The sequence below is a fragment of the Ruthenibacterium intestinale genome, from assembly GCF_040096265.1.
In the GTDB taxonomy this organism is placed as follows: domain Bacteria; phylum Bacillota; class Clostridia; order Oscillospirales; family Ruminococcaceae; genus Ruthenibacterium; species Ruthenibacterium komagatae.
The window spans coordinates 18,852-40,646 of the sequence record NZ_JBBMFA010000104.1 but is presented as its reverse complement, the minus strand read 5'-3'; the positions used below and the strand labels follow the sequence as shown (position 1 = coordinate 40,646).

Annotated in this window: 20 protein-coding genes; 8 read left to right on the top strand and 12 right to left on the bottom strand. The window is 54.4% G+C overall.

The features are described from left to right. Window positions 1–92: 92 nt before the first annotated feature. The 4 genes from WMO24_RS12560 to WMO24_RS12545 all read right to left on the bottom strand — a co-directional run bounded on the left by WMO24_RS12560 (window position 93) and on the right by WMO24_RS12545 (window position 4,639). Window positions 93–2,063 carry an ABC transporter permease gene (locus WMO24_RS12560; protein WP_349216762.1) on the bottom strand — a complete coding sequence of 657 codons (1,971 nt, stop codon included), beginning with the start codon at window positions 2,061–2,063 and terminating at the stop codon, window positions 93–95. Beyond that, entirely contained in the window at window positions 2,056–2,823 is a 768-nt protein-coding gene (locus tag WMO24_RS12555) for an ABC transporter ATP-binding protein (RefSeq protein WP_349216761.1), read from the bottom strand. Before WMO24_RS12555 ends, WMO24_RS12560 begins: the two co-directional genes overlap by 8 nt. A 128-nt stretch (window positions 2,824–2,951) precedes the next feature. Then, on the bottom strand, window positions 2,952–3,962 hold the full coding sequence (locus WMO24_RS12550) for a sensor histidine kinase (RefSeq protein WP_349216759.1): 1,011 nt from the start codon (window positions 3,960–3,962) through the stop codon (window positions 2,952–2,954). Next, window positions 3,959–4,639: a response regulator transcription factor gene (locus WMO24_RS12545; protein ID WP_349216758.1), complete on the bottom strand. Its 681-nt coding sequence runs from the start codon at window positions 4,637–4,639 to the stop codon at window positions 3,959–3,961. The genes WMO24_RS12550 and WMO24_RS12545 overlap by 4 nt, the downstream gene beginning before the upstream one ends. 118 nt (window positions 4,640–4,757) lie before the next feature. Here WMO24_RS12545 and WMO24_RS12540 point away from each other — a divergent pair, with 118 nt between their 5' ends. The 5 genes from WMO24_RS12540 to WMO24_RS12520 are packed head-to-tail and all read left to right on the top strand — an operon-like array spanning window position 4,758 to window position 10,808. After that, window positions 4,758–6,491 (top strand): ABC transporter ATP-binding protein, encoded by a 1,734-nt coding sequence (locus tag WMO24_RS12540; RefSeq protein WP_349216757.1) that lies wholly within the window; start codon window positions 4,758–4,760, stop codon window positions 6,489–6,491. Beyond that, window positions 6,488–8,224 carry an ABC transporter ATP-binding protein gene (locus WMO24_RS12535; RefSeq protein WP_349216756.1) on the top strand — a complete coding sequence of 579 codons (1,737 nt, stop codon included), beginning with the start codon at window positions 6,488–6,490 and terminating at the stop codon, window positions 8,222–8,224. Before WMO24_RS12540 ends, WMO24_RS12535 begins: the two co-directional genes overlap by 4 nt. A 22-nt stretch (window positions 8,225–8,246) precedes the next feature. Next, a complete protein-coding gene (locus WMO24_RS12530; RefSeq protein ID WP_349216755.1) occupies window positions 8,247–9,413 on the top strand; it encodes an iron-containing alcohol dehydrogenase in 1,167 nt (388 codons plus the stop codon). A gap of 24 nt (window positions 9,414–9,437) precedes the next feature. Beyond that, a complete protein-coding gene (locus WMO24_RS12525; protein ID WP_349216754.1) occupies window positions 9,438–10,379 on the top strand; it encodes a carbohydrate kinase family protein in 942 nt (313 codons plus the stop codon). 24 nt (window positions 10,380–10,403) lie between these two features. Continuing rightward, window positions 10,404–10,808: a WapI family immunity protein gene (locus WMO24_RS12520; protein WP_349216753.1), complete on the top strand. Its 405-nt coding sequence runs from the start codon at window positions 10,404–10,406 to the stop codon at window positions 10,806–10,808. A 47-nt stretch (window positions 10,809–10,855) separates the two neighbouring features. Here the strand turns inward: WMO24_RS12520 and phoU are convergent, their stop codons facing one another. The 5 genes from phoU to WMO24_RS12495 form a co-directional block, all read right to left on the bottom strand. Further along, window positions 10,856–11,512, bottom strand: a complete 657-nt coding sequence (gene phoU, locus WMO24_RS12515) for a phosphate signaling complex protein PhoU (RefSeq protein ID WP_349216752.1) — start codon at window positions 11,510–11,512, stop codon at window positions 10,856–10,858. Between the two features lie 18 nt (window positions 11,513–11,530). Further along, window positions 11,531–12,292: a phosphate ABC transporter ATP-binding protein PstB gene (pstB, locus tag WMO24_RS12510; protein ID WP_349216751.1), complete on the bottom strand. Its 762-nt coding sequence runs from the start codon at window positions 12,290–12,292 to the stop codon at window positions 11,531–11,533. A gap of 13 nt (window positions 12,293–12,305) precedes the next feature. Further along, the gene (gene pstA / locus WMO24_RS12505; protein ID WP_349216750.1) at window positions 12,306–13,154 is read right to left on the bottom strand and encodes a phosphate ABC transporter permease PstA; all 849 of its coding nucleotides are present in this window, start codon (window positions 13,152–13,154) and stop codon (window positions 12,306–12,308) included. Further along, window positions 13,144–14,016 carry a phosphate ABC transporter permease subunit PstC gene (pstC, locus tag WMO24_RS12500; protein WP_349216749.1) on the bottom strand — a complete coding sequence of 291 codons (873 nt, stop codon included), beginning with the start codon at window positions 14,014–14,016 and terminating at the stop codon, window positions 13,144–13,146. The genes pstA and pstC overlap by 11 nt, the downstream gene beginning before the upstream one ends. A gap of 66 nt (window positions 14,017–14,082) precedes the next feature. Further along, window positions 14,083–14,952 carry a phosphate ABC transporter substrate-binding protein gene (locus tag WMO24_RS12495; RefSeq protein ID WP_349216748.1) on the bottom strand — a complete coding sequence of 290 codons (870 nt, stop codon included), beginning with the start codon at window positions 14,950–14,952 and terminating at the stop codon, window positions 14,083–14,085. Window positions 14,953–15,227: 275 nt separating this feature from the next. On the opposite strand from WMO24_RS12495, the gene WMO24_RS12490 reads away from it, so the two are divergent. Genes WMO24_RS12490 through WMO24_RS12480 form a run of 3 tightly spaced genes read left to right on the top strand, consistent with a single transcriptional unit; the run spans window position 15,228 to window position 19,029 of the window. Further along, on the top strand, window positions 15,228–17,003 hold the full coding sequence (locus tag WMO24_RS12490) for a Na/Pi cotransporter family protein (protein ID WP_349216747.1): 1,776 nt from the start codon (window positions 15,228–15,230) through the stop codon (window positions 17,001–17,003). Next, window positions 17,000–17,686 carry a response regulator transcription factor gene (locus WMO24_RS12485; RefSeq protein WP_349216746.1) on the top strand — a complete coding sequence of 229 codons (687 nt, stop codon included), beginning with the start codon at window positions 17,000–17,002 and terminating at the stop codon, window positions 17,684–17,686. Before WMO24_RS12490 ends, WMO24_RS12485 begins: the two co-directional genes overlap by 4 nt. Further along, window positions 17,683–19,029, top strand: coding sequence for a sensor histidine kinase (locus WMO24_RS12480; RefSeq protein WP_349216745.1), 1,347 nt, complete (start codon window positions 17,683–17,685; stop codon window positions 19,027–19,029). The genes WMO24_RS12485 and WMO24_RS12480 overlap by 4 nt, the downstream gene beginning before the upstream one ends. Before the next feature lie 46 nt (window positions 19,030–19,075). Here WMO24_RS12480 and WMO24_RS12475 read toward each other — a convergent pair whose 3' ends face one another. The 3 genes from WMO24_RS12475 to WMO24_RS12465 form a co-directional block, all read right to left on the bottom strand. Beyond that, window positions 19,076–19,651 carry an HD domain-containing protein gene (locus tag WMO24_RS12475; RefSeq protein ID WP_353963953.1) on the bottom strand — a complete coding sequence of 192 codons (576 nt, stop codon included), beginning with the start codon at window positions 19,649–19,651 and terminating at the stop codon, window positions 19,076–19,078. An 84-nt stretch (window positions 19,652–19,735) separates the two neighbouring features. Continuing rightward, the gene (locus WMO24_RS12470) at window positions 19,736–21,004 is read right to left on the bottom strand and encodes a sensor histidine kinase (protein ID WP_349216743.1); all 1,269 of its coding nucleotides are present in this window, start codon (window positions 21,002–21,004) and stop codon (window positions 19,736–19,738) included. Further along, window positions 20,998–21,657, bottom strand: a complete 660-nt coding sequence (locus WMO24_RS12465) for a response regulator transcription factor (protein ID WP_349216742.1) — start codon at window positions 21,655–21,657, stop codon at window positions 20,998–21,000. Before WMO24_RS12465 ends, WMO24_RS12470 begins: the two co-directional genes overlap by 7 nt. Between the last annotated feature and the right edge of the window lie 138 nt (window positions 21,658–21,795).

Sequence of the window (21,795 nt, the reverse complement as noted above, 5' to 3'; positions counted from 1 at the left end):
TGTGCTTTCCAATCAGAAAAAGGGAACCCAACAGGGCAAAACACAGGAAGAATACGGACAGAAACACTTTTTTCATGAAAATCTCCTTTCCATCAGGCTTCCACAAGCCGGTAATAGGTGTGAGCAGTCATGCGGTAGACAAACAGGTATAAAAGCGAAAAGATAAAAAATGTGACTAGGCAGCAGACAAGGAACAGCAATCGGTCTGTCATGCCGAAGATGACCAGAATGTTGCAAATTACGTTGTAGGCGAAGGCCATATGCACAAAGGCCATGGCCAGCGGAAGAAAGAAGACCAGCAAAATTTGTTTGTTGATGGTAGCTCGAACTTCTTTTTTGCTCATGCCCACTTTCTGCAGAATGGAAAAGCGGTCGTGGTCGTCAAATCCCTCACTGATCTGTTTGTAATAAATGATCAGCACCGTAGCCATCAAAAACAGGCTGCCCAGAAACAGGCCCAGAAACAAAAAACTTCCATACATGCTGTTCCAGCTTTCGGTGACCGTGGCGCGAGCATTGATGCTGTAAATCGTTTCAGGTGGTGTGTGTTCAAACAGAGCAGAAGCAATGGCCTTTTGAAGAGCGCTGTCATCCTGCGTGTCCAGATAAACGCACATTTCAAGCTCGGCGTTCTGGCCTGTAGCGGAACAGTAAATCTGCTGAAGTTGCGTAAAATCTGAAACGACAAACTCGTAAGAGAGCTGTACCGTGCTCACTTGATTGCTTTGATAGGGACCCAGTACATCCAGCTGCTGCAGGATATGCAGCGTCTCGCTGCCGATTTGCGCGGTGTTGCCGGAGAAGGACGCGTCGTTGGTAAACAGCAGTGCCTCGCTGGCATCCAATGCCAGCTGTTGCCCGGTCATGGCGTTGTAATCTTCTAAAGGAATCAGGCTCACCAGAACCGGCTGCTGTTTTGTGTCATCGGGTGCGTTGGTGAAAACATTTTTGTCGCGCAGTGCATAAAAATCTGCGTAGCGCCAGAGAAAACGCTGTTCCAGAACATCCGGGCGGATGCCGTCCTGCTCCAAAGCGGCATCAATCTCCGTGTTCAGCTGCTCCGGCGTGCGGTCGTCCAGAAGGGTCACCCGACCGCTGATGCTGGTGGGGTTCAGGGAAGAAATCATGCTGTCGCGGCCGATATAAAGACAAACCGTGGTGGAGATGGTCACAAGAACCATGGTGGAGAGGATGCAGATGGATGCAAGGCCTGCAGCGTTTTGCTTCATCCGGTACATCAGGCCCGATACGGAGATGAAATGGCGGGGCTGATAATAGTAGGTTTTGTTGCGACGCAGCAGTTTGAGCAGGGCAATGCTGCCGGAGGTAAACAGGCAGAAAGTCCCCGCGATCACCAGAAGAACCGCGCCGAAAAACACCAGCAGTGCGTTCAAAGGTTCTTTGACGGTGACGGCAATGAAGTAACCGATGCCAAGGCAGATCAGCCCCAAAAGTGTCAGCAGCCAGGAAGCGCGGGGTTCGCGCTCGCCGGTTTGGGTGCTGCGCAGCAGTTCCACGGGCCGGGCTCGCTGAACATGTGTGGCGTTGTACAAAAATAGAACCGCATAAAGAAGCAGGAACAGCACCAGAGTGGTGATGAGAGAAGGAATCGAGATGGTAAATGCAATGGGGGTGGAGAAGTCCAGCACGTAAAGCAGTGCCAGAAACAGTGCTTTGGAAAACAGAATGCCAAAGATCAGTCCCAGAATCAGGCAGAACAGGGCGCTGAACAGGGTTTCGAAAAACAGAACCAGTGCCACATGGCGCTTTTCAAGTCCCAGCACACAGTACAGGCCCAGTTCTTTTTTCCTGCGCTTGATCAGAAAGCTGTTGGTATAGAACAAAAGCGCTACACAGAAAATTGCAATCACAACAGTGCCGAGAAAAAAGATGGAGACCGCAACAGCGCCGCCGCTGACCTGCAGAAGGCCCCGGTTCATGGCGATGGACTGCATGATGTAATAAGTGGCGATGCAGACAATGCTGGTGAGCATATAGGGCCAGTAGGTGTCTTTGCTTTTGCGAAGATTGTTCAGTGCAAGTTTGGGGTAGAAGTCAAGCATGGGCGGCGCCTCCCGTGGTCAGCATGGTCAGCGTATCGCCGATTTTGGCGTACATTTCATCGTCTGTGCGCTCTCCGCGATACAGCTGATGAAAGACCAGCCCGTCCTTGATGAAAAGCACGCGCTGCGCGCAACTTGCGGCGCGGATGGAATGGGTCACCATCAGAATGGTCTGGCCATCCCGGTTGACATGGCCGAACAGGTCCAGAAGCTGAGCTGTCGCCTTGGAATCCAGCGCGCCGGTGGGTTCATCGGCCAGAAGAATGTCCGGATCGGTGATGAGCGCGCGGGCCACGGCCGCCCGCTGCTTCTGACCGCCGGATACTTCGTAGGGGAATTTGTTCAGAATGTCGGCAATGCCCAATTTTGGGGCAAGCATATCCAGGCGGGCCGCCATTTCATTGTATCCGCGGCGGGAGAGAACCAGCGGCAGAAAAATATTGTCCCGCAGGGAAAAAGTGTCCAGCAGATTGAAATCCTGAAAAACAAACCCCATGTGCTCGCGCCGAAATTGGGCCATGCGCCCTTCCTTGATCTGGGTAATGTCTTTTCCGGACAGGCGCACAACGCCGCCGGTGGGGCGGTCCAGTGCAGCCAGAATATTCAAAAGCGTGGTTTTCCCCGAACCGCTTTCGCCCATAATGGCCACGTACTCACCTTTTTCAATGGTGAAATTGACGTCTTTCAGCGCTTGTACCTGTGTCGCGCCAAAACGTGTGGTATAAATTTTCTGGAGATGTTCTACTTCCAGCAATGGCATGAAAAAGCCTCCTTGAGGGATGTTTTCCGGAAATTTTTCTCCGGTATATTTATGATAAAATACACAGGGCCCTCTCTGCCATAACATTGGCTTACAAAATGGGCGATGCATCTTACATTTTTGTAATGTTAGTCCATCAAAAGGCGTGGACGTGCAAAAGAAAGGCACACTTTCGTCCCCTGTCCAAGCTCGGAGGTAATGGAAATTTCATGCCCCAGATTTTGGCAGATTTGACGGCACAAATAAAGGCCGAGTCCGGTGGAATGAGAATTGCGGCGTCCGTTGAAGCCCGTGAATCCGCGCTCGAAAATACGGGGCAGTTCTTCAGCGCGAATTCCGATGCCGGTGTCTTCCACAATCAAAGTGTTGTTTTGCGTATAGATGCGTACAGAACCCTGCGGCGTGTATTTGGCTGCGTTGGTCAGAATCTGTTCCAGAACAAAACTGAGCCATTTGGAGTCGGTGGTCACACGGAGATCGCTTTCTTCCACCAGCAACCGAACGCCTTTTTTGTGGATGAACAGCGTGGAAACGCGCCGAACGCTTTCGTTGACTACGTCCTGAAGGCGTAGCGTCTGGGGCGAAAGATCGCTGTGCATGCTTTCCAGACGCAGATAGCCCAGTACCATGTCCACATACTGCCCGGTTTTGAAAAGCTCCTGCAGCATTTCATTCCGGCTTTGCACGTCCGGGTTTTCCTGCACCAGAAGGCGCAGCGCGGCCAAAGGCGTTTTGATTTGATGTACCCAGAGCGTGTAATATTCCGAAGCGTCCTGTCGCCGAAGAAAATCCCGCTGCTCAGCGGCCAGCCGGTTGCGCTCCAGAGCACTGACAATCGTCTCCCAGTCTTCGTCCAGCAAAGACGATGGGGAAGGCAGGGCCGACAACTTGGTGTCGCACTGGTTCGCAAGCAGGCGAAGCTGCGCGTGGCGCTGGGCAAAGCGCGAAAATCCCGAGGCAAACAGAAGTCCGCCGATCGCACCGGTTAAAAGCGTGGTATAAACAGGGAGTTCCATCGGCGCATGATAAAAAACGGTCAGCACAAACAGACCGGCCAGTGCCAGGAACACACTGAGAACGGTGCGCCAGATGCTGCAAAAATAAGCGAGCACCAGCCGCGGAAAAGAAAGATTCTTCATGGCTGCTCCTCCACAATGTAGCCAAGGCCTTTCTGCGTGCGGATCAGGCCGGAAAGTCCGATGCTGTCCAGGCGTTTGCGCAGCCGGGTCATATTGACCGTCAGCGTGTTGTCGTCGATAAAACAGTCGCTTTGCCAAAGTGCCTGCATCATATCCTCGCGGCAGACAGTACGTCCCCGATTTTCAAAAAGCAGATGAAGAATTCGAAATTCGTTTTTGGTAAGTTCCAGCTTTTGATCTTTGTAATGCAGGCAGGCGCCTTTCAGGTCCAGAACCGCATCCCGGCACCGGATGACATCCATGGAGCCGCTGAAGGTGTAGGTGCGCCGCAAAAGCGCTTCGATCTTGGCGGTCAATACTCCCAGATCAAACGGTTTGGCGAGAAAATCGTCCGCACCCAGAGACAGCGCCATCACAAGATTCATGTTATCGCTGGCGGATGAGAGAAACAAAACCGGTGTGTGGCTGATTTTTCGAATCTCGGCGCACCAGTGGTATCCGTCGTAAAAAGGAAGTCCGATATCCATCAGAACCAGATGTGGCGAACAGCTGGAGAACTCAGCCAGCACATCCTGAAAATTTTGCACGGCAATGGGCTCATAGCCGTACCTTTCCAGTGTCCGCTGCAAAACGCCCAGAATCGCCGCGTCATCCTCTACAATCAAAATTTTGTACATGGAAACATTCCCTCCGTTCTTCTATGTAACGTGCGAAACAACGGTTTTTCTTCAGAGGAATTGTCACTGAAAAAGGGGTGTGATAAAATAGAAACTGGTTAAAAATGGGGGGAAGATTTTGAAAGAATTGTACAGTTGTTTCAACGGTTATCGAAAACAGTTTGTGCTCGGCCCTCTGTTCAAATTGACAGAGGCAATTTTGGAGCTGATGGTACCTCTTTTGATGGCGGATATCATCGATGTGGGAATTCGAAACGGGGATCGAAGCTACGTGGTGACGCACGGCCTGTTCATGCTGCTGCTGGGAGCCATTGGCCTTGGATGCGCCATGATCTGCCAGTATTTTGCCGCAGTATGTGCCCAGGGATTCGGACGGAGCTTGCGCCAGAAACTGTTCCGCCATGTGTTCAGCCTTTCCCAAAAGGAGTACGGCGCCATCGGAACCGATTCTCTGATCACACGGCTGACCAGCGATGTAAATCAGGTACAGACAGGGGTGAATATGTTCATCCGTCTGGCGGTGCGCGCACCGTTTCTGACGGTGGGTTCCATTGTGATGGCTCTGCTGATCGACTGGAAAATCGGCCTGATTTTTCTGATCTCCACGCCGCTGATCGTGGCGGTGCTGTATGTGATCATGAGCCGGAGCGTACCCTATTACACCAGAATTCAGAAAGGGCAGGACCGCATCTCCCGCCTGGCGGGCGAAAACCTGGAAGGTGTGCGCGTTATCCGCGCGTTTTCCCGGCAGGAAAGCGAAGTGCGGACCTTTGACGCTGCCGGTGATGAACTGGCCCGCCTGACGGTTTATGTGGGCAAGATTTCAGCAGCACTGAATCCCATCACGTCCGTGATCGTCAATCTGGCGATCGTGGCCATTGTCTGGTTTGGCGCACGCTTCACAGACAGCGGCGTTTTGGAACAGGGACAGATCATTGCGCTGGTCAACTATATGACGCAGACGCTTCTGGCGCTGATCGTTCTGGCCAATATCATTGTGATTCTGACGCGGGCCGTGGCCAGTGCGCGGCGTGTGGCGCAGGTGCTGGAGCAGAAGACCAGTATGGAGGATGTGCCCCAAAGCGCAGCCGCAAAAGAAAAAGCGCCTTCCATCGAGTTTTCCGAAGTGTCTTTCCGGTATCACAGCGGCGGCGACGAAGCGCTGGAAAAAATCTCCTTTTCCATTGAAAAAGGCTGGACGCTGGGTGTGATCGGCGGAACAGGATGCGGCAAAACAACATTGGCGCGGCTTTTGGCGCGGGAGTACGATGTCACGTCCGGCAGTGTAAAAATCGATGGCACGGATGTGCGAGAATATACGCTGGAAGATCTTCACCGAAAGGTGGGGCTTGTTCCGCAGGCGGCGATGCTGTTCAGCGGTACGGTGCGTTTCAATTTGAAGATGGGCAATGAAAACGCAACGGATGAAGCGCTGTGGCAGGCGCTGGAAACTGCGCAGGGGGCGGACTTTGTGCGCTCCAAACCGGACGGGCTGGATACCGTGATTGAGGAAGGCGGCAAGAACTTGTCCGGCGGCCAGAAGCAGCGCCTGACCATTGCGCGTGCGCTGGCCAAACAGCCGGAGATCCTGGTGCTGGACGACTCGGCCTCCGCACTGGATTACGCCACCGATGCGGCGCTGCGCAAAGCACTTCGCCAGAATACTCGCGGCATGACAGTGGTCATGATCAGCCAGCGCGCATCCACCATCAAAAACGCAGACTGCATCCTGGTGCTGGATGATGGCCGCATGTGCGGCTTCGGCACCCATGCGCAGCTTCTGGACCAGTGTGAAGTATACCGGGAAATCTGCCGTTCTCAGAAGCTGATCAGAGAGGAGGATGCGCAATGAAGACGGATACCATCAAACGTGTGCTGGGCTACACAGCACCGTATCGTTTGAACCTGATTGCGGGTTTTGTCTGCGCACTTCTGTATGTGTTGTTCACCCTTTTGGGTCCGGTTCTGATCGGGCGGGCCATCGACCAGGTGTTTGGACCGGGCAATGTGAATTATCAGGGCGTTGTGTTCTATCTGGCGCTGCTGGCCGTCACGGTTTTGCTGGCTGCTGCATTCCAGTGGGTGCTGAACGTGTGCACCCGCAATGTATCGGCCTGGGCCGCCAACGATTTGCGGCGCGATGCGTTTGCCGTGTTGAACCGGGTCCCGCTGAAATACATTGACGGGCACTCACACGGCGACATCATCAGCCGTATGGTCAACGACGCGGAATTGGTCGCGGAAGGACTTTTGCAGGGCCTGACCCAGCTTTTGCCCGGCGTTGCCACCATTTTGGGCACGCTGTGCGTCATGGCGGTTCTGAACCCGTTTATCGCGCTGGTGGTGGTGCTGGTCACGCCGGTTTCCATCTGGTTCGCGGGTTTTGTGGCCCGGCGCACCGATGGCTTTTTCCGGGCGCAGAGTGCGGCACAGGGAAAACTGTCCGGCTATATCAATGAGATGGTGGCTGGCCAGAGCATTGTGCGGTCGTTTGGCTATGAACAGCGCTGTTTTGAAGAGTTTGACAAAATCAGCGATGAATTGTATGAAACCGGTTTGAAAAGTGTGTTCTATTCCTCAATCACCAATCCGGGGACGCGCTTTGTCAATGCCATTGTCTATGCGGCGGTAGCGGTGTTCGGCGCCCTTTCGGCCATCAGCGGTTCCATCAGCGTAGGGCAGCTCAGCTGCTTCTTGACGTATGCAAACCAGTACACCAAGCCCTTCAATGAAGTCACGGGTGTTCTGACGCAGATGCAGACGGCGCTTGCCAGTGCCGAGCGCCTTTTTGCGGTGCTGGATGCCGAGCCGGAGACGCCGGACGCGCCGGACGCGCTGGAGCCGAAGAAATGCGAAGGCGCTGTGCGTGTGGAAAATGTGGCGTTTTCCTATACGCCCAAAGTTCCCCTGATCGAAAATTTCCATCTGGATGTGAAGCCCGGCCAGAGAATTGCCATTGTGGGCCCCACCGGCTGCGGAAAAACCACGCTGATCAATCTGCTGATGCGCTTTTACGATGTGCGCGAGGGCGCGATTTACGTGGACGGAAACGAGATTCGCACCCTGAAGCGGAACGCACTTCGGGGGATGTATGGCATGGTGCTTCAGGAGACATGGCTGAAGAACGCCACGGTCCGGGAAAACATCGCCTACGGAAAGCCGGATGCAACGCTGGAAGAAATTACCGCCGCAGCCAAAGCAGCTTATGCCCATGGATTTATCAAGCGCCTGCCACAGGGATATGACACGATGATCGAACCGGGCGGCGGCAACCTTTCTGCCGGTCAGAAGCAGCTGCTGTGCATTGCACGCATCATGCTCTGCCAGCCGGAGATGCTGATACTGGACGAGGCCACATCCAGCATTGATACCCGCACAGAGATGCTGATTCAGCAGGCGTTTGAAAAGCTGATACAGGGACGCACAAGCTTTGTGGTGGCGCATCGTCTTTCCACCATTCAGTCGGCCGATGTGATTCTGGTGATGAACGCGGGGCGGATCGTGGAGCAGGGAACCCATGCTTCACTTTTGGAAAAAGGCGGCTTTTATGCAAATTTGTACAACAGTCAGTTTGCTGTGGAATAAATAAAGAAAGAAGGAGTTGTCTGTGCTGAATTTTGATTATCACATTCCCACAAAAATCTTTTTCGGAAAAGGGCAGCTGGCCAAGCTGGGGCCGGAGATGAAAAAGTATGGCGACAGCGTTCTGCTGGTCTACGGCGGCGGAAGCATCAAGCGCACCGGCTTGTACGATCAGGTGGTGGAAATGCTTCGTCAGAACGGGATCTCCTGGCAGGAGCTTCCTGGCGTGGATCCCAATCCCAGAGTGGAAAGCGTGCGTGCAGGCGCTGCCATCTGTAAAGAGCACTCGCTGCAAATGGTGCTGGCAGTGGGCGGCGGAAGCAGCATTGACTGCGCCAAGTATGTAGCGGCTGCGGCGCATTATGACGGGGATGCCTGGGATCTGTGCATTGACAAGTCCAAAATCAAACAGGTATTGCCGGTGTTCAGTGTCCTGACGCTGTCTGCTACAGGCAGTGAGATGGACTGCGGCGGCGTCATCACAAATCTGGCTACCTACGAAAAAATCGGCGGCGGTGTGGCGGACCAGCGGCCCAAGGCGTCGGTCTTGGACCCGAGCTATACGTTCACGGTCCCGGCATCGCAGACCGCTGCAGGAACAGCGGACATTATGAGCCATACCATGGAAACTTACTTTAACCGCACTCCTGGAACGTATTTTCAGGACCGTGTTGCAGAGTCCATTTTGAAAACCTGCATTCACTATGGCCCCATTGCTCTGCGTGAACCGGAGAATTATGAGGCCAGAGCCAATCTGATGTGGGCTTCCAGCTGGGCCATTAACGGCTTTTTGTCAGACGGGAAGGCAAATGTATGGACGGTACATCCCATCGAACACGAACTCAGCGCTTTTTATGACATCACGCATGGCGTGGGACTGGCCATTTTGACTCCGCGTTGGATGCGGCACGTTCTCAATGAGGATACTGTTTCAAAATTTGTGGATTTTGGCGTGAATGTGTGGGGGATTTCAGCAGATCAGGCCCCGTATGACATTGCCAATCAGGCCATTGAACGAACAGAGGCTTTCTTCTTCGAGGAGATGAAGATGCCGTCCACCCTTACGCAGCTGGGAATCGGCGATGAGAATTTTGAACGAATGGCGAAAAAGGTGCGCAAGACAGCCCTGGAAGACGGATTTGTAAAACTCACCTGGCAGGATGTAGTGGAAATTTACAAAGCCTGTTTGTGACCACAGGGGAGAGGAGCGCAAAATATGAAAGTGTTCAGTGTGGGTGAAATGTTGATCGACTTTCTTCCCGGAAGCGAGGCGGGCACTTACGTTCGCAAAGCGGGCGGCGCGCCTGCCAATGCAGCAATTGCACTGGCACGGCAAGGCTGCGATACGTCTTTCTGCGGGATGCTGGGAAACGATGATTTTGGTCGCTTCCTGCTGGAGACACTGCGGGAAAATAATGTCACGCCGGTCGTGCGCTTGACGGATGAGGCCGTTACAACTATGGCGTTTGTGACGCTGGATGAACAGGGAGACCGCTCGTTTACGTTTGCGCGCAAACCCGGCGCTGACATGCTGTTGACCCGGGAACAGGTCCAGTGCGATGCATTTGAGCAGGCACAGTTGATTCATGCGGGTTCCTGTTCGCTGTCCAAAGGCAGCGCACGGGACGCCACCGTGTACGCGCTGAGCCAGGGACATGCCGACGGAAAACTGATCAGTTTCGACGTGAACTACCGAAACGTGATGTGGGATAATGACGAGCAGGTAGCGGCCAGGGCAGTGCGGGAAATCCTTCCCTTTGTGGACTTTTTGAAAATTTCGGAAGAGGAAGCAGGAATGCTTGGCGGCGAGGCGCAAATTCCATCGGTGATGGAACAGTATGAAATCAGCGTGGTAGTGGAAACACTGGGAGCGCAGGGGGTTCGTTGCTATTGGAACGGCAGGCAGCTGGAATTGTCCGGCCTTCAGGCAGCATGTGTGGATGCAACCGGTGCGGGTGACGCCTTCTGGGGGGCATTCCTGGCGGCGCTGTCCCGCGCGGAAGTTACCGCGACTGCACAGCTGACGGAGACGCTTTTGTGGGAGGCGCTTCGCGCCGGCAATATTGCAGGATGGCTTTGCGTTCAGAAAAAGGGCGCCATTGAGTCTCTTCCGACACGTGCGCAGGTAGAACATTACCTGCATCAAATGTATCCGTAAACAGCGGCAGAAAGGCCAGAGCAGATGAAGCATACGTTGGAAACAGACGGGTTCAAATTGGAACTGCAGGCGAAGTTTTTCGAAGAGGATGAGCAGTATCCCGTGAATGCCACACTGCAGATTTCCGTGGCCAGCGGCCGCTTCGGTGGTGCGGCCTGCTGGGATTTGGATTTTCGGCAGCTGAAGGAGTTTGTCGGGCAGCTGATGCGGCTGTATCAGGCACTAAAAGGGGAAGTCCGGCTTTGCGAAGCGTACAAGGAGGACGAGTTCCTTGCGTTTGTCGGGGACGGAAAGGGCCATATTTCTGTTTTCGGGCAGCTGAGCAGCCATTTTGAAGACGGGTTTGCACAGAGCCTGCGGTTTGAAAATCAAATCGATCAGACGGAGCTGGGCCGATTTGTCCGGGATCTGCTTCGGGAGTACGCATAAAAAAGCAGCGTGTATTTTTCAATACACGCTGCTTTTTTGTTTGCGTTTTACAGCAGAGGGCCGTTTTTGTATTCCCCGTCGTGGCAGAAAGAAACCCATTCCGCCACATTGACCGCATGGTCGCCAATGCGTTCCAGATATTTTGTAATCATAAACGAGTCCAGTGCGGCATCCGTATCTGCCGGATGCTTTACGATATGGGCTGCAATGTCCTGCCGGATGGCAACAAAATCGGCGTCGGCTTCGTCATCCCGTGCAATCACAGCTGCCGCCTTCGCCGTGTCGTGCGCTACGAAAGCAGAAACGGCCTCCTGAACCATATTCTGCACGGTTTCAGCCATCTTCCGAAGACCGGCAGGTGTATAGCTGCCGGCGTCAAGGTGTTCCACGATCTCTGCAATGTCCGCGCTGTGGTCGCCGATACGCTCCAAATCGGACACCAGTTTCATCACGGAACTCACCTGACGAAGGTCCGAAGCAACCGGCTGCTGGCGGAGCAGCAGCGTCATGCAAAGGTGCTCGATATCGCGTTCCTTGTTGTCGATGGCGTCATCCTGGGAAGCAATGTTGCCGGCAAGGGTTTTATCACTGTTCCAGAGGGCCTGCAGCGCCTGGGAGAGGGAAGACGAAACCAGATCGCCCATGTCTTTGACCATGTGATCCAGCTGCGAAAGCTGGGAAAGATATTCTGTACGTGTCTGCATGATGTTCAATCCTCCTGATCAACCAAAACGGCCGCTGATGTAATCTTCGGTGCGCTTGTCGGCGGGATGTGCGAAGATGCGCTGGGTGTCATCCATTTCTACCAGTTCTCCCACCAGGAAAAATGCGCATTTGTCGCTGATGCGGGCCGCCTGCTGCATGTTGTGCGTTACGATGACCACGGTGTATTCCTGCTTCAGCTGTGTCATCAGCTCTTCAATCTTCATGGTGCTGGCAGGGTCCAGAGCACTGGTGGGTTCATCCATCAAAAGCACTTCCGGTTCCACAGCCAGCGCACGGGCAATGCAAAGACGCTGCTGCTGTCCGCCGGAAAGCCCCAGCGCGCTCTTTTTCAGGCGGTCTTTTACTTCGTCCCACAACGCCGCGCCGCGCAGCGCCTTTTCTACGATCTCGTCCAGCTGTGCTCTGCTGGGATGACCGTGCAGGCGGGGTCCGTAGGCGATGTTGTCATAAATGCTCATAGGGAAGGGATTGGCCTTTTGAAAGACCATACCAATTTTTTTGCGCAGCCAGGTTACATCCACGTCTTTGGCAAAAATATCCTGTCCGCGAAAGGTGACCTCGCCATTGATGCGAACGCTGGGCACCAGGTCCTGCATGCGGTTCAGCGTTTTCAAAAAGGTGCTTTTTCCGCAGCCGGACGGCCCGATAAACGCCGTGACCTGGCGGGCCATAATATCCATGTCAATGCCCTTCAGGGCTTCAAAATCACCGTAGTGCAGTGTCAGATTTTTGGTTTGAATGATGGGTGTCTGTTCCATAAACCGGTCCTCCTCAGTGTTTTTTGGCCGCTTTTGCCCGCACAGCGCGAGCCGCCAGGTTGATGACGAGCACAAGGCACAGAAGCAAAGCAGCAATGGCCCAGGCTACGTCGAAGTTGCCTTCCTCAAAAGCCAGCATGTACAGGGCCACGGAAAGGGTGGCGCCGCTGCGGCTGTAGGCGGCAATGATGTTGTCTGCCACGATTTTTCCAAAACCGGCTGTGAACAGAAGCGCCGCGCTTTCGCCCACGATGCGGCCGACGGCAAGAATACAGCCGGTGACGATGCCGTCCACGCTGGATGGCAGGACGATGGTGCGGACCATGTGCCATTTGGTGGCGCCCAGCCCAAGCGCGCCCTCACGGTAGCTTTCCGGAACGGTCTTCAGGCTTTCCTGTGTGGTGCGGATGATGGTGGGGAGTGTCATGATGACCAAAGTGCAGCTTCCTGCCAGCAGACTGCTTTGAAACCCGAGCTTCTGGCAAAAAACCAGCATGCCCACCAGACCGTAAATAATAGAGGGAATACCGGCCAGGGTCTCTGTGGTGAATTCAATGGTGCGGATCAGTTTTCGATTCTGTGCGTATTCCGTCAGATAAACGGCAGCACCCACACCCAAGGGAAGCACAATCAGCAGAGAGAGAACAATGACGTATACCGTATTTAAAATATAGGGAAGAATACCGTCGATCTTTTTGGTAACGCTGGGAACGCTGGTAATCAGCTGCCAGCTCAACTGGGGAAGACCCTTGTAAAGCACATACCCGATGATGCCGATCAGCAGAAGCATCGTCAGGCCGGCGGCGGCATACACCAGCACTTTGCGAACCGCATCCCATACAATTCTCGATTTATTTCTCATCGTCGCCACCCCGCTTCAGTACACTGTTCAGAACACCGTTGATGAGCATGATGAACAGGAACAAAACCAGCGCAATGCTGAACAGCGCCTGGCGCTGCAGTCCGGAAGCATAACTCATCTCTTTGGCCACGGCAGTGGTCAGGAATGTAACGCTCTTGAACAGACCCGGCATATTGGCCACATTGCCGGCTACCATCATAACGGCCATGGCCTCGCCGATGGCGCGCCCGATGCCCAGAACCACACCGGCGGCAATACCGCTTTTGGCGGCGGGCATGCTGACTTTAAAGTAAGTCTCCGTGGGAGTTGCCCCCAGCGCAAGACTGGCTTCTTCGTATTCCTGGGGAACAGCGTTCAGCGCCGTGACGCTGACGGAAATGATGCTGGGAAGAATCATGATGCTCAGAACCAGAATGGCCGCCAGAAGGCTGGCGCCGTTGGCCAGGTCAAATGCTTTGGCCACGGCCGGAACCAGGACCAGCATGCCCACAAGGCCGTATACAACGCTGGGAATGCCTGCCAGCAGTTCCACCGCTGCGCTGACCGGAGCGGCCAGTTTGCGCGGTGCGATTTTGGACAGGAATACCGCGGTCAGGATTCCCACAGGAACACCGATGATCGCCGCGCCCAGCGTGCCCCACACACTGGTGAGAATGAACGGAAGGATGCCGAAGCTGGGCTCCTTGGCGGTGCTTTTCCAAACCGTTCCGAACAGGAAGTTGATGGGGCCGATTTCCACGATGGCGGGGATGCCCGAAACAAACATATACACTGTGATGAGTACGACCGATAAAATGGCGACCATGCCGCAGACGAAAAAGATCGCGTTCATCACAGCTTCAATCCATTTTTTGATTCGCATGAAGCGTCCTCCTAAAAAAGACCCGGCCAGCATTGCCGACCGGGTTTCGGGTTTCTTCGTTGAAGATTAGGCGAGGGGAACAGCGCCGGCCGCGCGGATCAGTTCGTCAGCTTCGTCGCTCTGCGCGAAGTCGAAGAATGCCTGGGCAGTCTCGCTCAACTCGGCGGAATCGTTGGTAACGAACACGAAGGGACGCTGAATCTTATAAGTACCATCCTGAACGGTTTCCTCGCTGGGAGCAACACCTTCCACGGTGACAGCCTTCACAGTGTCATCCAGAGCGGACAGGGAAGCGTAACCGATGGCGTTGGCGTTGGACTGAACTTTCGCAATCACAGCGCCGGTGGCGGTCAGCTCTTCAGAGTAGACACATTCGTCTTCCACGCCGACAATGCTTTCAAAGCCATCGCGGGTGCCGCTGCCAGCCTCACGGCCGACGAAGACGATCTCGGCGTCGTCGCCGCCAACTTCGCTCCAGTTGGTGATTTCGCCTTTGGCGATCCCGGCCAACTGCTCAAGCGTCAGGTCGGCAACCGGATTTTCGCTGTTCACGATGATGGCGATGCCATCCAGCGCAATGGTGGTTCCGGTCACGCCGGTTTCATCCTCTTTCAAAGCGCGGCTGGAAAGACCGATATCCAAAGAACCTTCCTGTGCACCGGTGATGCCGGCGCCGCTTCCGGTGGGATCGTAAGTGACGTCTACGTCAGGATATTTCTCTGCAAAAGCTTCCTGGAAAGCGCCGATCACAGCCTCCATACTGGTGGAACCACCCGTGGCAACTTTGCCGGAAAGTTCTGCGGCGGTGGAAGAAGCGGCCGTGCTCTGCTCAGCGGAAGAGGTATTCGCCGCAGAAGAGCTGGTGCTCTGGCCACAGCCGGCCAGCAACATGGCGCCAATCGTCAAAACTGCTAATACTTTGGAAGTGCGTTTCATCTTTCATTCTCCTTTTATTGCCCGGCACCCGCCGGGTCCTCATTTTCCTCTCGGAACGTATTTAGCATACCGTTCTTTTGAGTTTGCAACTACCATGATTGAGTCAGAATTTTGCAAAAAATGCGTAAAGAGAAATGTAAAATGAAAAATTCTTGTAAACTTTACATGGATTTTACAAAAAGACGGTCGTGAATTTTACATGTGGTCTTTTACAATAATGAAGGTAATATAAAAGACGAATTTATTGTATTTGCGGAAAGAGAGAGAAAGCTGTTATGGATCTTTTCAACGTTTTGGCTCTGATGGGCGGCCTGGCCATGTTTCTGTTTGGCATGGACGTCATGGGCAAGGCGCTGGAAAAGCAGGCCGGCAACCGCCTGCAGGCGATTTTGAGCAAACTTACGGATAACCCGCTGAAGGGATTTTTTCTTGGCCTGGTAGTCACGGCGATCATTCAGTCCTCCAGTGCCACTACGGTCATGGTGGTCGGCTTTGTCAACAGCGGCCTGATGCAGCTGCACCAGACGGTGGGGATCATCATGGGTTCCAACGTGGGCACTACGGTGACCAGCTGGATCTTGAGCCTGTCCGGGCTTCAGGGTGACAGCTTCTGGGTGAAGCTGATGAAGCCCAGCAGTTTCGCGCCATTCCTGGCCTTTGTGGGCATTGTCCTTTACATGTTTGTAAAGAGCGAGAAAAAGAAGGGCATCGGCACGATTTTACTGGGATTTGCCATTCTGATGAGCGGGATGGAAACCATGTCCTCGGCGGTGAAGCCGCTGGCAGATGTGCCGCAGTTTACCGCGCTGTTCACGATGTTTCAAAATCCGCTTTTGGGTGTGCTGGCGGGCGCGCTTCTCACGGCGATCATCCAGTCGTCCAGTGCCAGCGTTGGCATTCTGCAGGCGTTGGCTATTACCGGAAGCATTACTTTCGGCAGCGCGATTCCCATCATTATGGGCCAGAACATCGGCACCTGCGTAACAGCGCTGATCTCGTCCATTGGCGCCAACAAAAACGCCAAGCGCGCAGCAATGGTGCATCTTTATTTTAATGTGATCGGTGTTACGATTTTCCTGGTGGCCTTTTACGGCCTGAACGGGTTGATTCATTTTTCCTTTGTGGACCAAACGGTGACGGCCGCCGGCATCGCGGTGGTGCATTCGGTGTTCAACATCACCGCCACAGCGGTGCTGCTTCCCTTTAACCGTCAGCTGGAAAAACTGGCCGTGCTCACCATCCCGGACGGGAAGAAACCGGAGACGGTTCAGCTTCTGGACGAGCGCCTTTTGGCCACACCCGCTGTTGCGGTGGAGCGTGCCCGCGCTTTGACCGACCGGATGGCAGATGCAGCACGTACCGGACTTCTTCAGGCCATGTCGCTGACGCATTACTGGGATAAGAACCTGTCGGACCGCATCAGTGCCGGGGAAGAAGAGATCGACCGGTATGAGGATGTTCTGGGAACCTATCTTGTAAAATTGTCCAGCCGGAGCCTGACCATTGCGGACAGCCATGCAAGTTCGGTTTTGCTGCACACCATCGGCGATTTTGAGCGGATCGGAGACCATGCAATGAACCTGCGGAAAACGGCGATTGAGATCCATGAAAAAGGACTTCAGTTTTCCGAGAGCGCTGTGGCCGAACTGGATGTGCTGGAAGCTGCCATTCAGGAGATCGTGCAGCGCACAGTGGAAGCGTTTATTCATGAAAACCTGGAGGATGCGGAAAAGATTGAACCCCTGGAGCAGGTGGTGGATGAGCTTGTGCGCGAGATGAAGGCGCGTCACATCGCCAGACTGCAGAACGGCGAGTGCACCATGGAGCTTGGCTTCATCCTTTCGGACTTGCTCAATAACTACGAGCGTGTGGCGGATCACTGCAGCAACATTGCCGTGGCGTTGATCGAAGTGGCGCATGACAGCTTTGACACGCATGAATATTTGGGTAAAATGAAGGCAGAGGAAAGTGAAGATTTCAAAAAGCGAATTCAAAAATATCGTGATCGCTATGTGTTCCCGCCTATGACGGAATCGGAGGAAATAAAATGATTTACATTGTGGAAGACGATGCCAGCATTCGTGGCCTGGAAGAATATGCACTGCAGAACAGCGGTTACACCGTAAAAGGCTTTGAGAACGGCGAAAGCTGCCTGGAAGAATGTCACAAGCAAGTGCCGCAGCTGATTGTTTTGGACGTCATGCTGCCGGGTGAGGACGGCTTTTCCGTTCTGCGCCGGCTTCGCGCAAGCGGTCCGGCAAAAAGCGTGCCGGTCATTATGGTGACGGCCAAGGCCAGCGAAATTGATGTGGTGACGGGACTGGATTGCGGTGCAGATGACTACATTTCCAAACCGTTCGGCGTGATGGAATTCATCAGCCGCGTCAAAGCGGTACTGCGCCGCGCGGAGAAAAAGCAGGAAGAGCGGCTGCAGTACGGCCCCATCAGCCTGGATGAAGGAACGCACACGGTGCAGGTGAGCGGCAAGGGGATTTCGCTTACATATAAAGAGTATTCTTTGCTGCGTCTGCTGCTGCGGCATGCAGAAAAGGTCCTGCCCCGTGAGACCATTATGAAAGAAGTTTGGGACACCGAGTTTTTCGGCGAGAGCCGTACGCTGGATATGCACGTGCGTACACTTCGCCAGAAATTGGGCGACGCGGGAAGCCTGGTGCGCACCGTGCGTAAAGTGGGCTATTGCCTGAGCGAGAGAGAAGAGGCCGGAGAGTCATGAAAAAGAGTATGTCGGAAAAAATCGCCGTCCGTCTGGTTGCGGTAGGTCTTGTGGCGATGGCGCTGACGACCCTTTTATGCATGGTGATGTTCCACAGCGTATTTGAAAAGCAGGTGGTGCGCGATTTGCAACTGACGGCAAAGGATATTGCGCTGGCCTGCGAAAGGATGGAAGATTCCGAAGATCTGGGCTCTTTCGGCGGCGGGGAACTGAGAATCACTCTGATTGCGCCTGACGGAACCGTGCTGTTTGAAAATCAGAGTTCCGCCCCGATGGAAAATCATCTGGACCGCACAGAAGTTCGCCAGGCACTGGAAAGCGGCGAAGGGTCCGATCAGCGAATGTCGGAGACACTGGGGTACGACACTTATTATTATGCAATTCGGCTGTCCAACGGAAATGTTCTTCGGGTGGCTACGGAAGCGAAAAATTTCTTTTCCATCTACGATGATGCGGTCCCCGCTGTACTGGTCAGTTGTGTGCTGATTTTGCTGCTTTCTGTTCTGCTGGCGTTTTTCCTCACCAGGCAGCTGGTGCGTCCTATTGTGACCATGGCAAACAATTTGGACGACGTGGAAAAAAATGTTCCCTATAAAGAGTTGGAACCTTTTGCGAAAGCCATCGCACTGGACCAGAAAAACCGGCAGAACGGTGAAAAGATCCGCCGCGATTTTACGGCAAACGTCAGCCATGAACTGAAAACACCCCTGACCAGTATTTCGGGATATGCGGAACTGATCGAAACGGGGATGGCCAAACCGGAGGATATCGCGGGTTTTGCCGCACGCATCCGCAAAGAGGCCGGCCGCCTGATGGCGCTGGTGGGAGATATCATTCAGCTGTCGGAGCTGGATGACGCCAGCGAGGAAGGCGCAGGCAAGTTGACCATGGAACCGGTGGACCTGGCGGCGGTGGTCAATGAGTGCGTGCAGGATCTGCAGCCGGCTGCCCGCAAAGCGTATCTGGTCCTTTCTGCTCAGACGGAGCCCGTAATGGTGGAAGGCAGCCGGGGTCTCTTGATGGAGCTTTGCCAAAACCTGTGCGACAATGCCATTCGCTACAACCGTCCGGGCGGCAAGGTGGAGGTGACGGTGCGCAATGTTGCCGGTGCCGCCGAACTGTGTGTGAAGGACAATGGAATCGGCATTGCGCCCGAGCACCAGCAGCGCGTGTTCGAACGGTTTTATCGGGTGGATAAAAGCCGAAGCAAGGCCACAGGCGGAACCGGACTGGGCCTGGCCATTGTGAAACATATTGCGATTCTTCACAATGCGAAAATTGAGCTGGAAAGTGAAGCGGGTAAAGGAACTTCCATTCAAGTGATTTTCCCGGAGCAGAACTGAAAAAAGCCGTGCCGGCGCACACGCGCCGACACGGCTTTTTGGCTTTTTAAGAGGCGGACATTTCAGCAGCTACATCTGCCTCACTGGCGCGCATGGCGCACAGGGTTTTGTCCAGCAGCTGGTCCAGCTCCCAGCCGAGCATCTCCGCGCCCTGGCGGATGACGTCGCGCGAGCAACCTGCCGCAAATTTTTTGTCTTTGAACTTCTTCTTCAAACTGGACAATTCCATGTCCTGAACGCTTTTGGACGGACGCATTTTTGCAGCCGCGCCGATGAGACCGGTCAGTTCGTCGCAGGCAAACAAAACTTTTTCCATCTCGTGGGTGGGCACCACATCGCTGCAAAGACCATATCCGTGGCTGCATACCGCATGGATCAGCGCTTCGTCCGCGTTGATCTCCGCCAGAAGTTCAGGTGCTTTCTGGCAGTGCTCATCGGGGTACTGTTCAAAGTCTACATCGTGCAGCAAACCTGCCAGAGCCCAGAAATCTGCGTCAGCGCCATATCCCAAATCGTTTGCAAACCACCGCATAACCGCCTCTACCGTATAGGCGTGCTGCAGGTGAAAAGGCTCCTGATTGTATTTTTGGACCAGCGCTACAGCGCTCTCCCGTGAAACCATGTTCGACACTTCCTTTTTTCGAAGGCCTTGCGGCCAATTTTCTTCCATTATAGCGCGTTTGCACGGAAAGGAAAAGGGCCGGATTCAGCGGGAAAGCCGCAGTACAAAACTGGCGCCACCGCCCGGTGTATCCCGTACCGTGAGCCTGGCTGCATGAAGGGCGGCCAGTTCGGCCGCTACAGAAAGGCCTAAACCGAAATGCTGTTTTTCCGTCCGGCTTGCATCACCGCGGTAAAAACGACGGAAAATAGCTTCTTTTTCCGGGTCCGAAATGCCGGGACCGTGATCGATGACCGACAGCTCCACAAAGTGCGGTTCACTGCGAGCGCAAATCTCGATGGGGGTTCCCTTCGGTGTATAAGAGCAGGCGTTGGAAAGCAAAATACCAAACAGCTGGGTCAGGCGTTCCCGGTCCAACGAAAGATGCGGCAGAGGCTCGTCGGGCAATTCCAGTGTCAGCACATGGCCCTGCTCATGGCATACCGTATGGAACCGCTCGTACAAATCGATACAGAAAGTGTCCAGCTCCACATCGGAACGGCAAATATGCCACGCACCGGCATCGCTTCCCGCCAGCGTCAGAAGGTCGTCAATGAGACGGACCATGCGGCCGGCTTCCTGCTGCGCCGTATCCAAAAAGGATTCGCTTTCAGTACGGTCCGCCCGGCGGGCAGCGGAAAGACTGGCCTTGATGACCGTCAGCGGGCTGCGCAGTTCATGGCTGGCAGCTGCAATAAATTCTGTCTGGCGGCGAAGTGCCTCCACTGTGGGCTTCAGTGCCATTCCGGCGAGAAACCAGCTGATGCCGGCCAGACAGGCCACTCCCAACAGCGCAATCAGGCAATAAACTGCACCGGTTTTCATCAGGTGCATGCGCTGCGGCGCATCGGCCTGCAGCATGACCAGACAAAGCGGCTGAGGGCATCCCAAATAGGCCACGGCGCAGTGATAGCGTTCTTCCTGCTGGCCTTGAATGGTGAAGCCTGTTTTGGTGCCATCCATCATTCCGGAAAGACCGCGTGCAGCGGCTTCTCTCTGGGCACGGGAAGCCAATTCGTTCCGCGGGGTCTGTGTGTCCCAAATTCCACTGAAGTGGAAGGGGACGTTGTTGTCACTGATCCAAATGGCGATGTGACCGGGGATCTCCTGCTTTTTGAGCCATGCGTCGGAGATGCTGTCCGATTTGCCCAGTTCTTCCCGTACAGCGGAAAAGGTTTGCAGAAACAGTGTTTCCTGACTTTCCAGGTATTGCCGGGCGGACATCCAGTATGTGGCTCCCAGCGACAGAAGCAGAATCAGCCCGGAAAGACAGGAAAAGATGACAGTCAGCCGCAGGCGAAGTGATTTCAGCATGAGGATGCCTCCAAGCGATAGCCTGCACCCCGAACGGTAGAAACCGTTTCTTTTGCGCCGACGGTTTTCAGACGACGCCGGACGAAATGAATGTAGCTGTCCAGACTCCCTTCTTCCACCGGAGCGTCCATTCCCCAGACGCGCCCCAACAATACCGAACGCCCCATCAATTGTCCGGGATGGCGCATCAGGGTTTCCAGCAAATCGCATTCTTTTCGGGAAAGCCCTACGATGCCGGTGGGGCCTTGAAGAGTCAGCTGAGTCAGATCCAGCGTGAGCGTTCCGGTCCGCACAGTCGTATGGGAAGAAAAGGGCGCCGGGCGCCGTGCCAAAGCACGCAGGCGGGCCAAAAGTTCCCGCATGTCGAAGGGCTTGGCAAGATAATCGTCAGCGCCTGCATCCAGTCCGTCTACACGGTCCCCAATGCGGGAAAGCGCCGTCAGCATCAACACCGGCGTCTGAACGCCTGCCGCACGCGCTTTCCGCAGCAGGGTCAGACCGTCTGTGTGAGGAAGCATCCGATCCAGGCAGCATACATCGTAAATGTCCTGCAGAAGATATTCATACGCCTCGTCACCATCGTGACAAAAATCTGCTTCCACGCCTTCCGCTGAAAGGCTGGCCCCCGACAGCGCGGCAGAGCTCCCGGTCATCCTCGATCATCAAAATCCGCATATTGCACCTCGGAAAAAATCTGTTATTCTACTTATTATAACGCGCTTGTCTGAAAGAAACCTCAAACAGCCGAGAAATATTTTCAGGTTTTTTCAAGAAAGAATTGCTATTCTTGA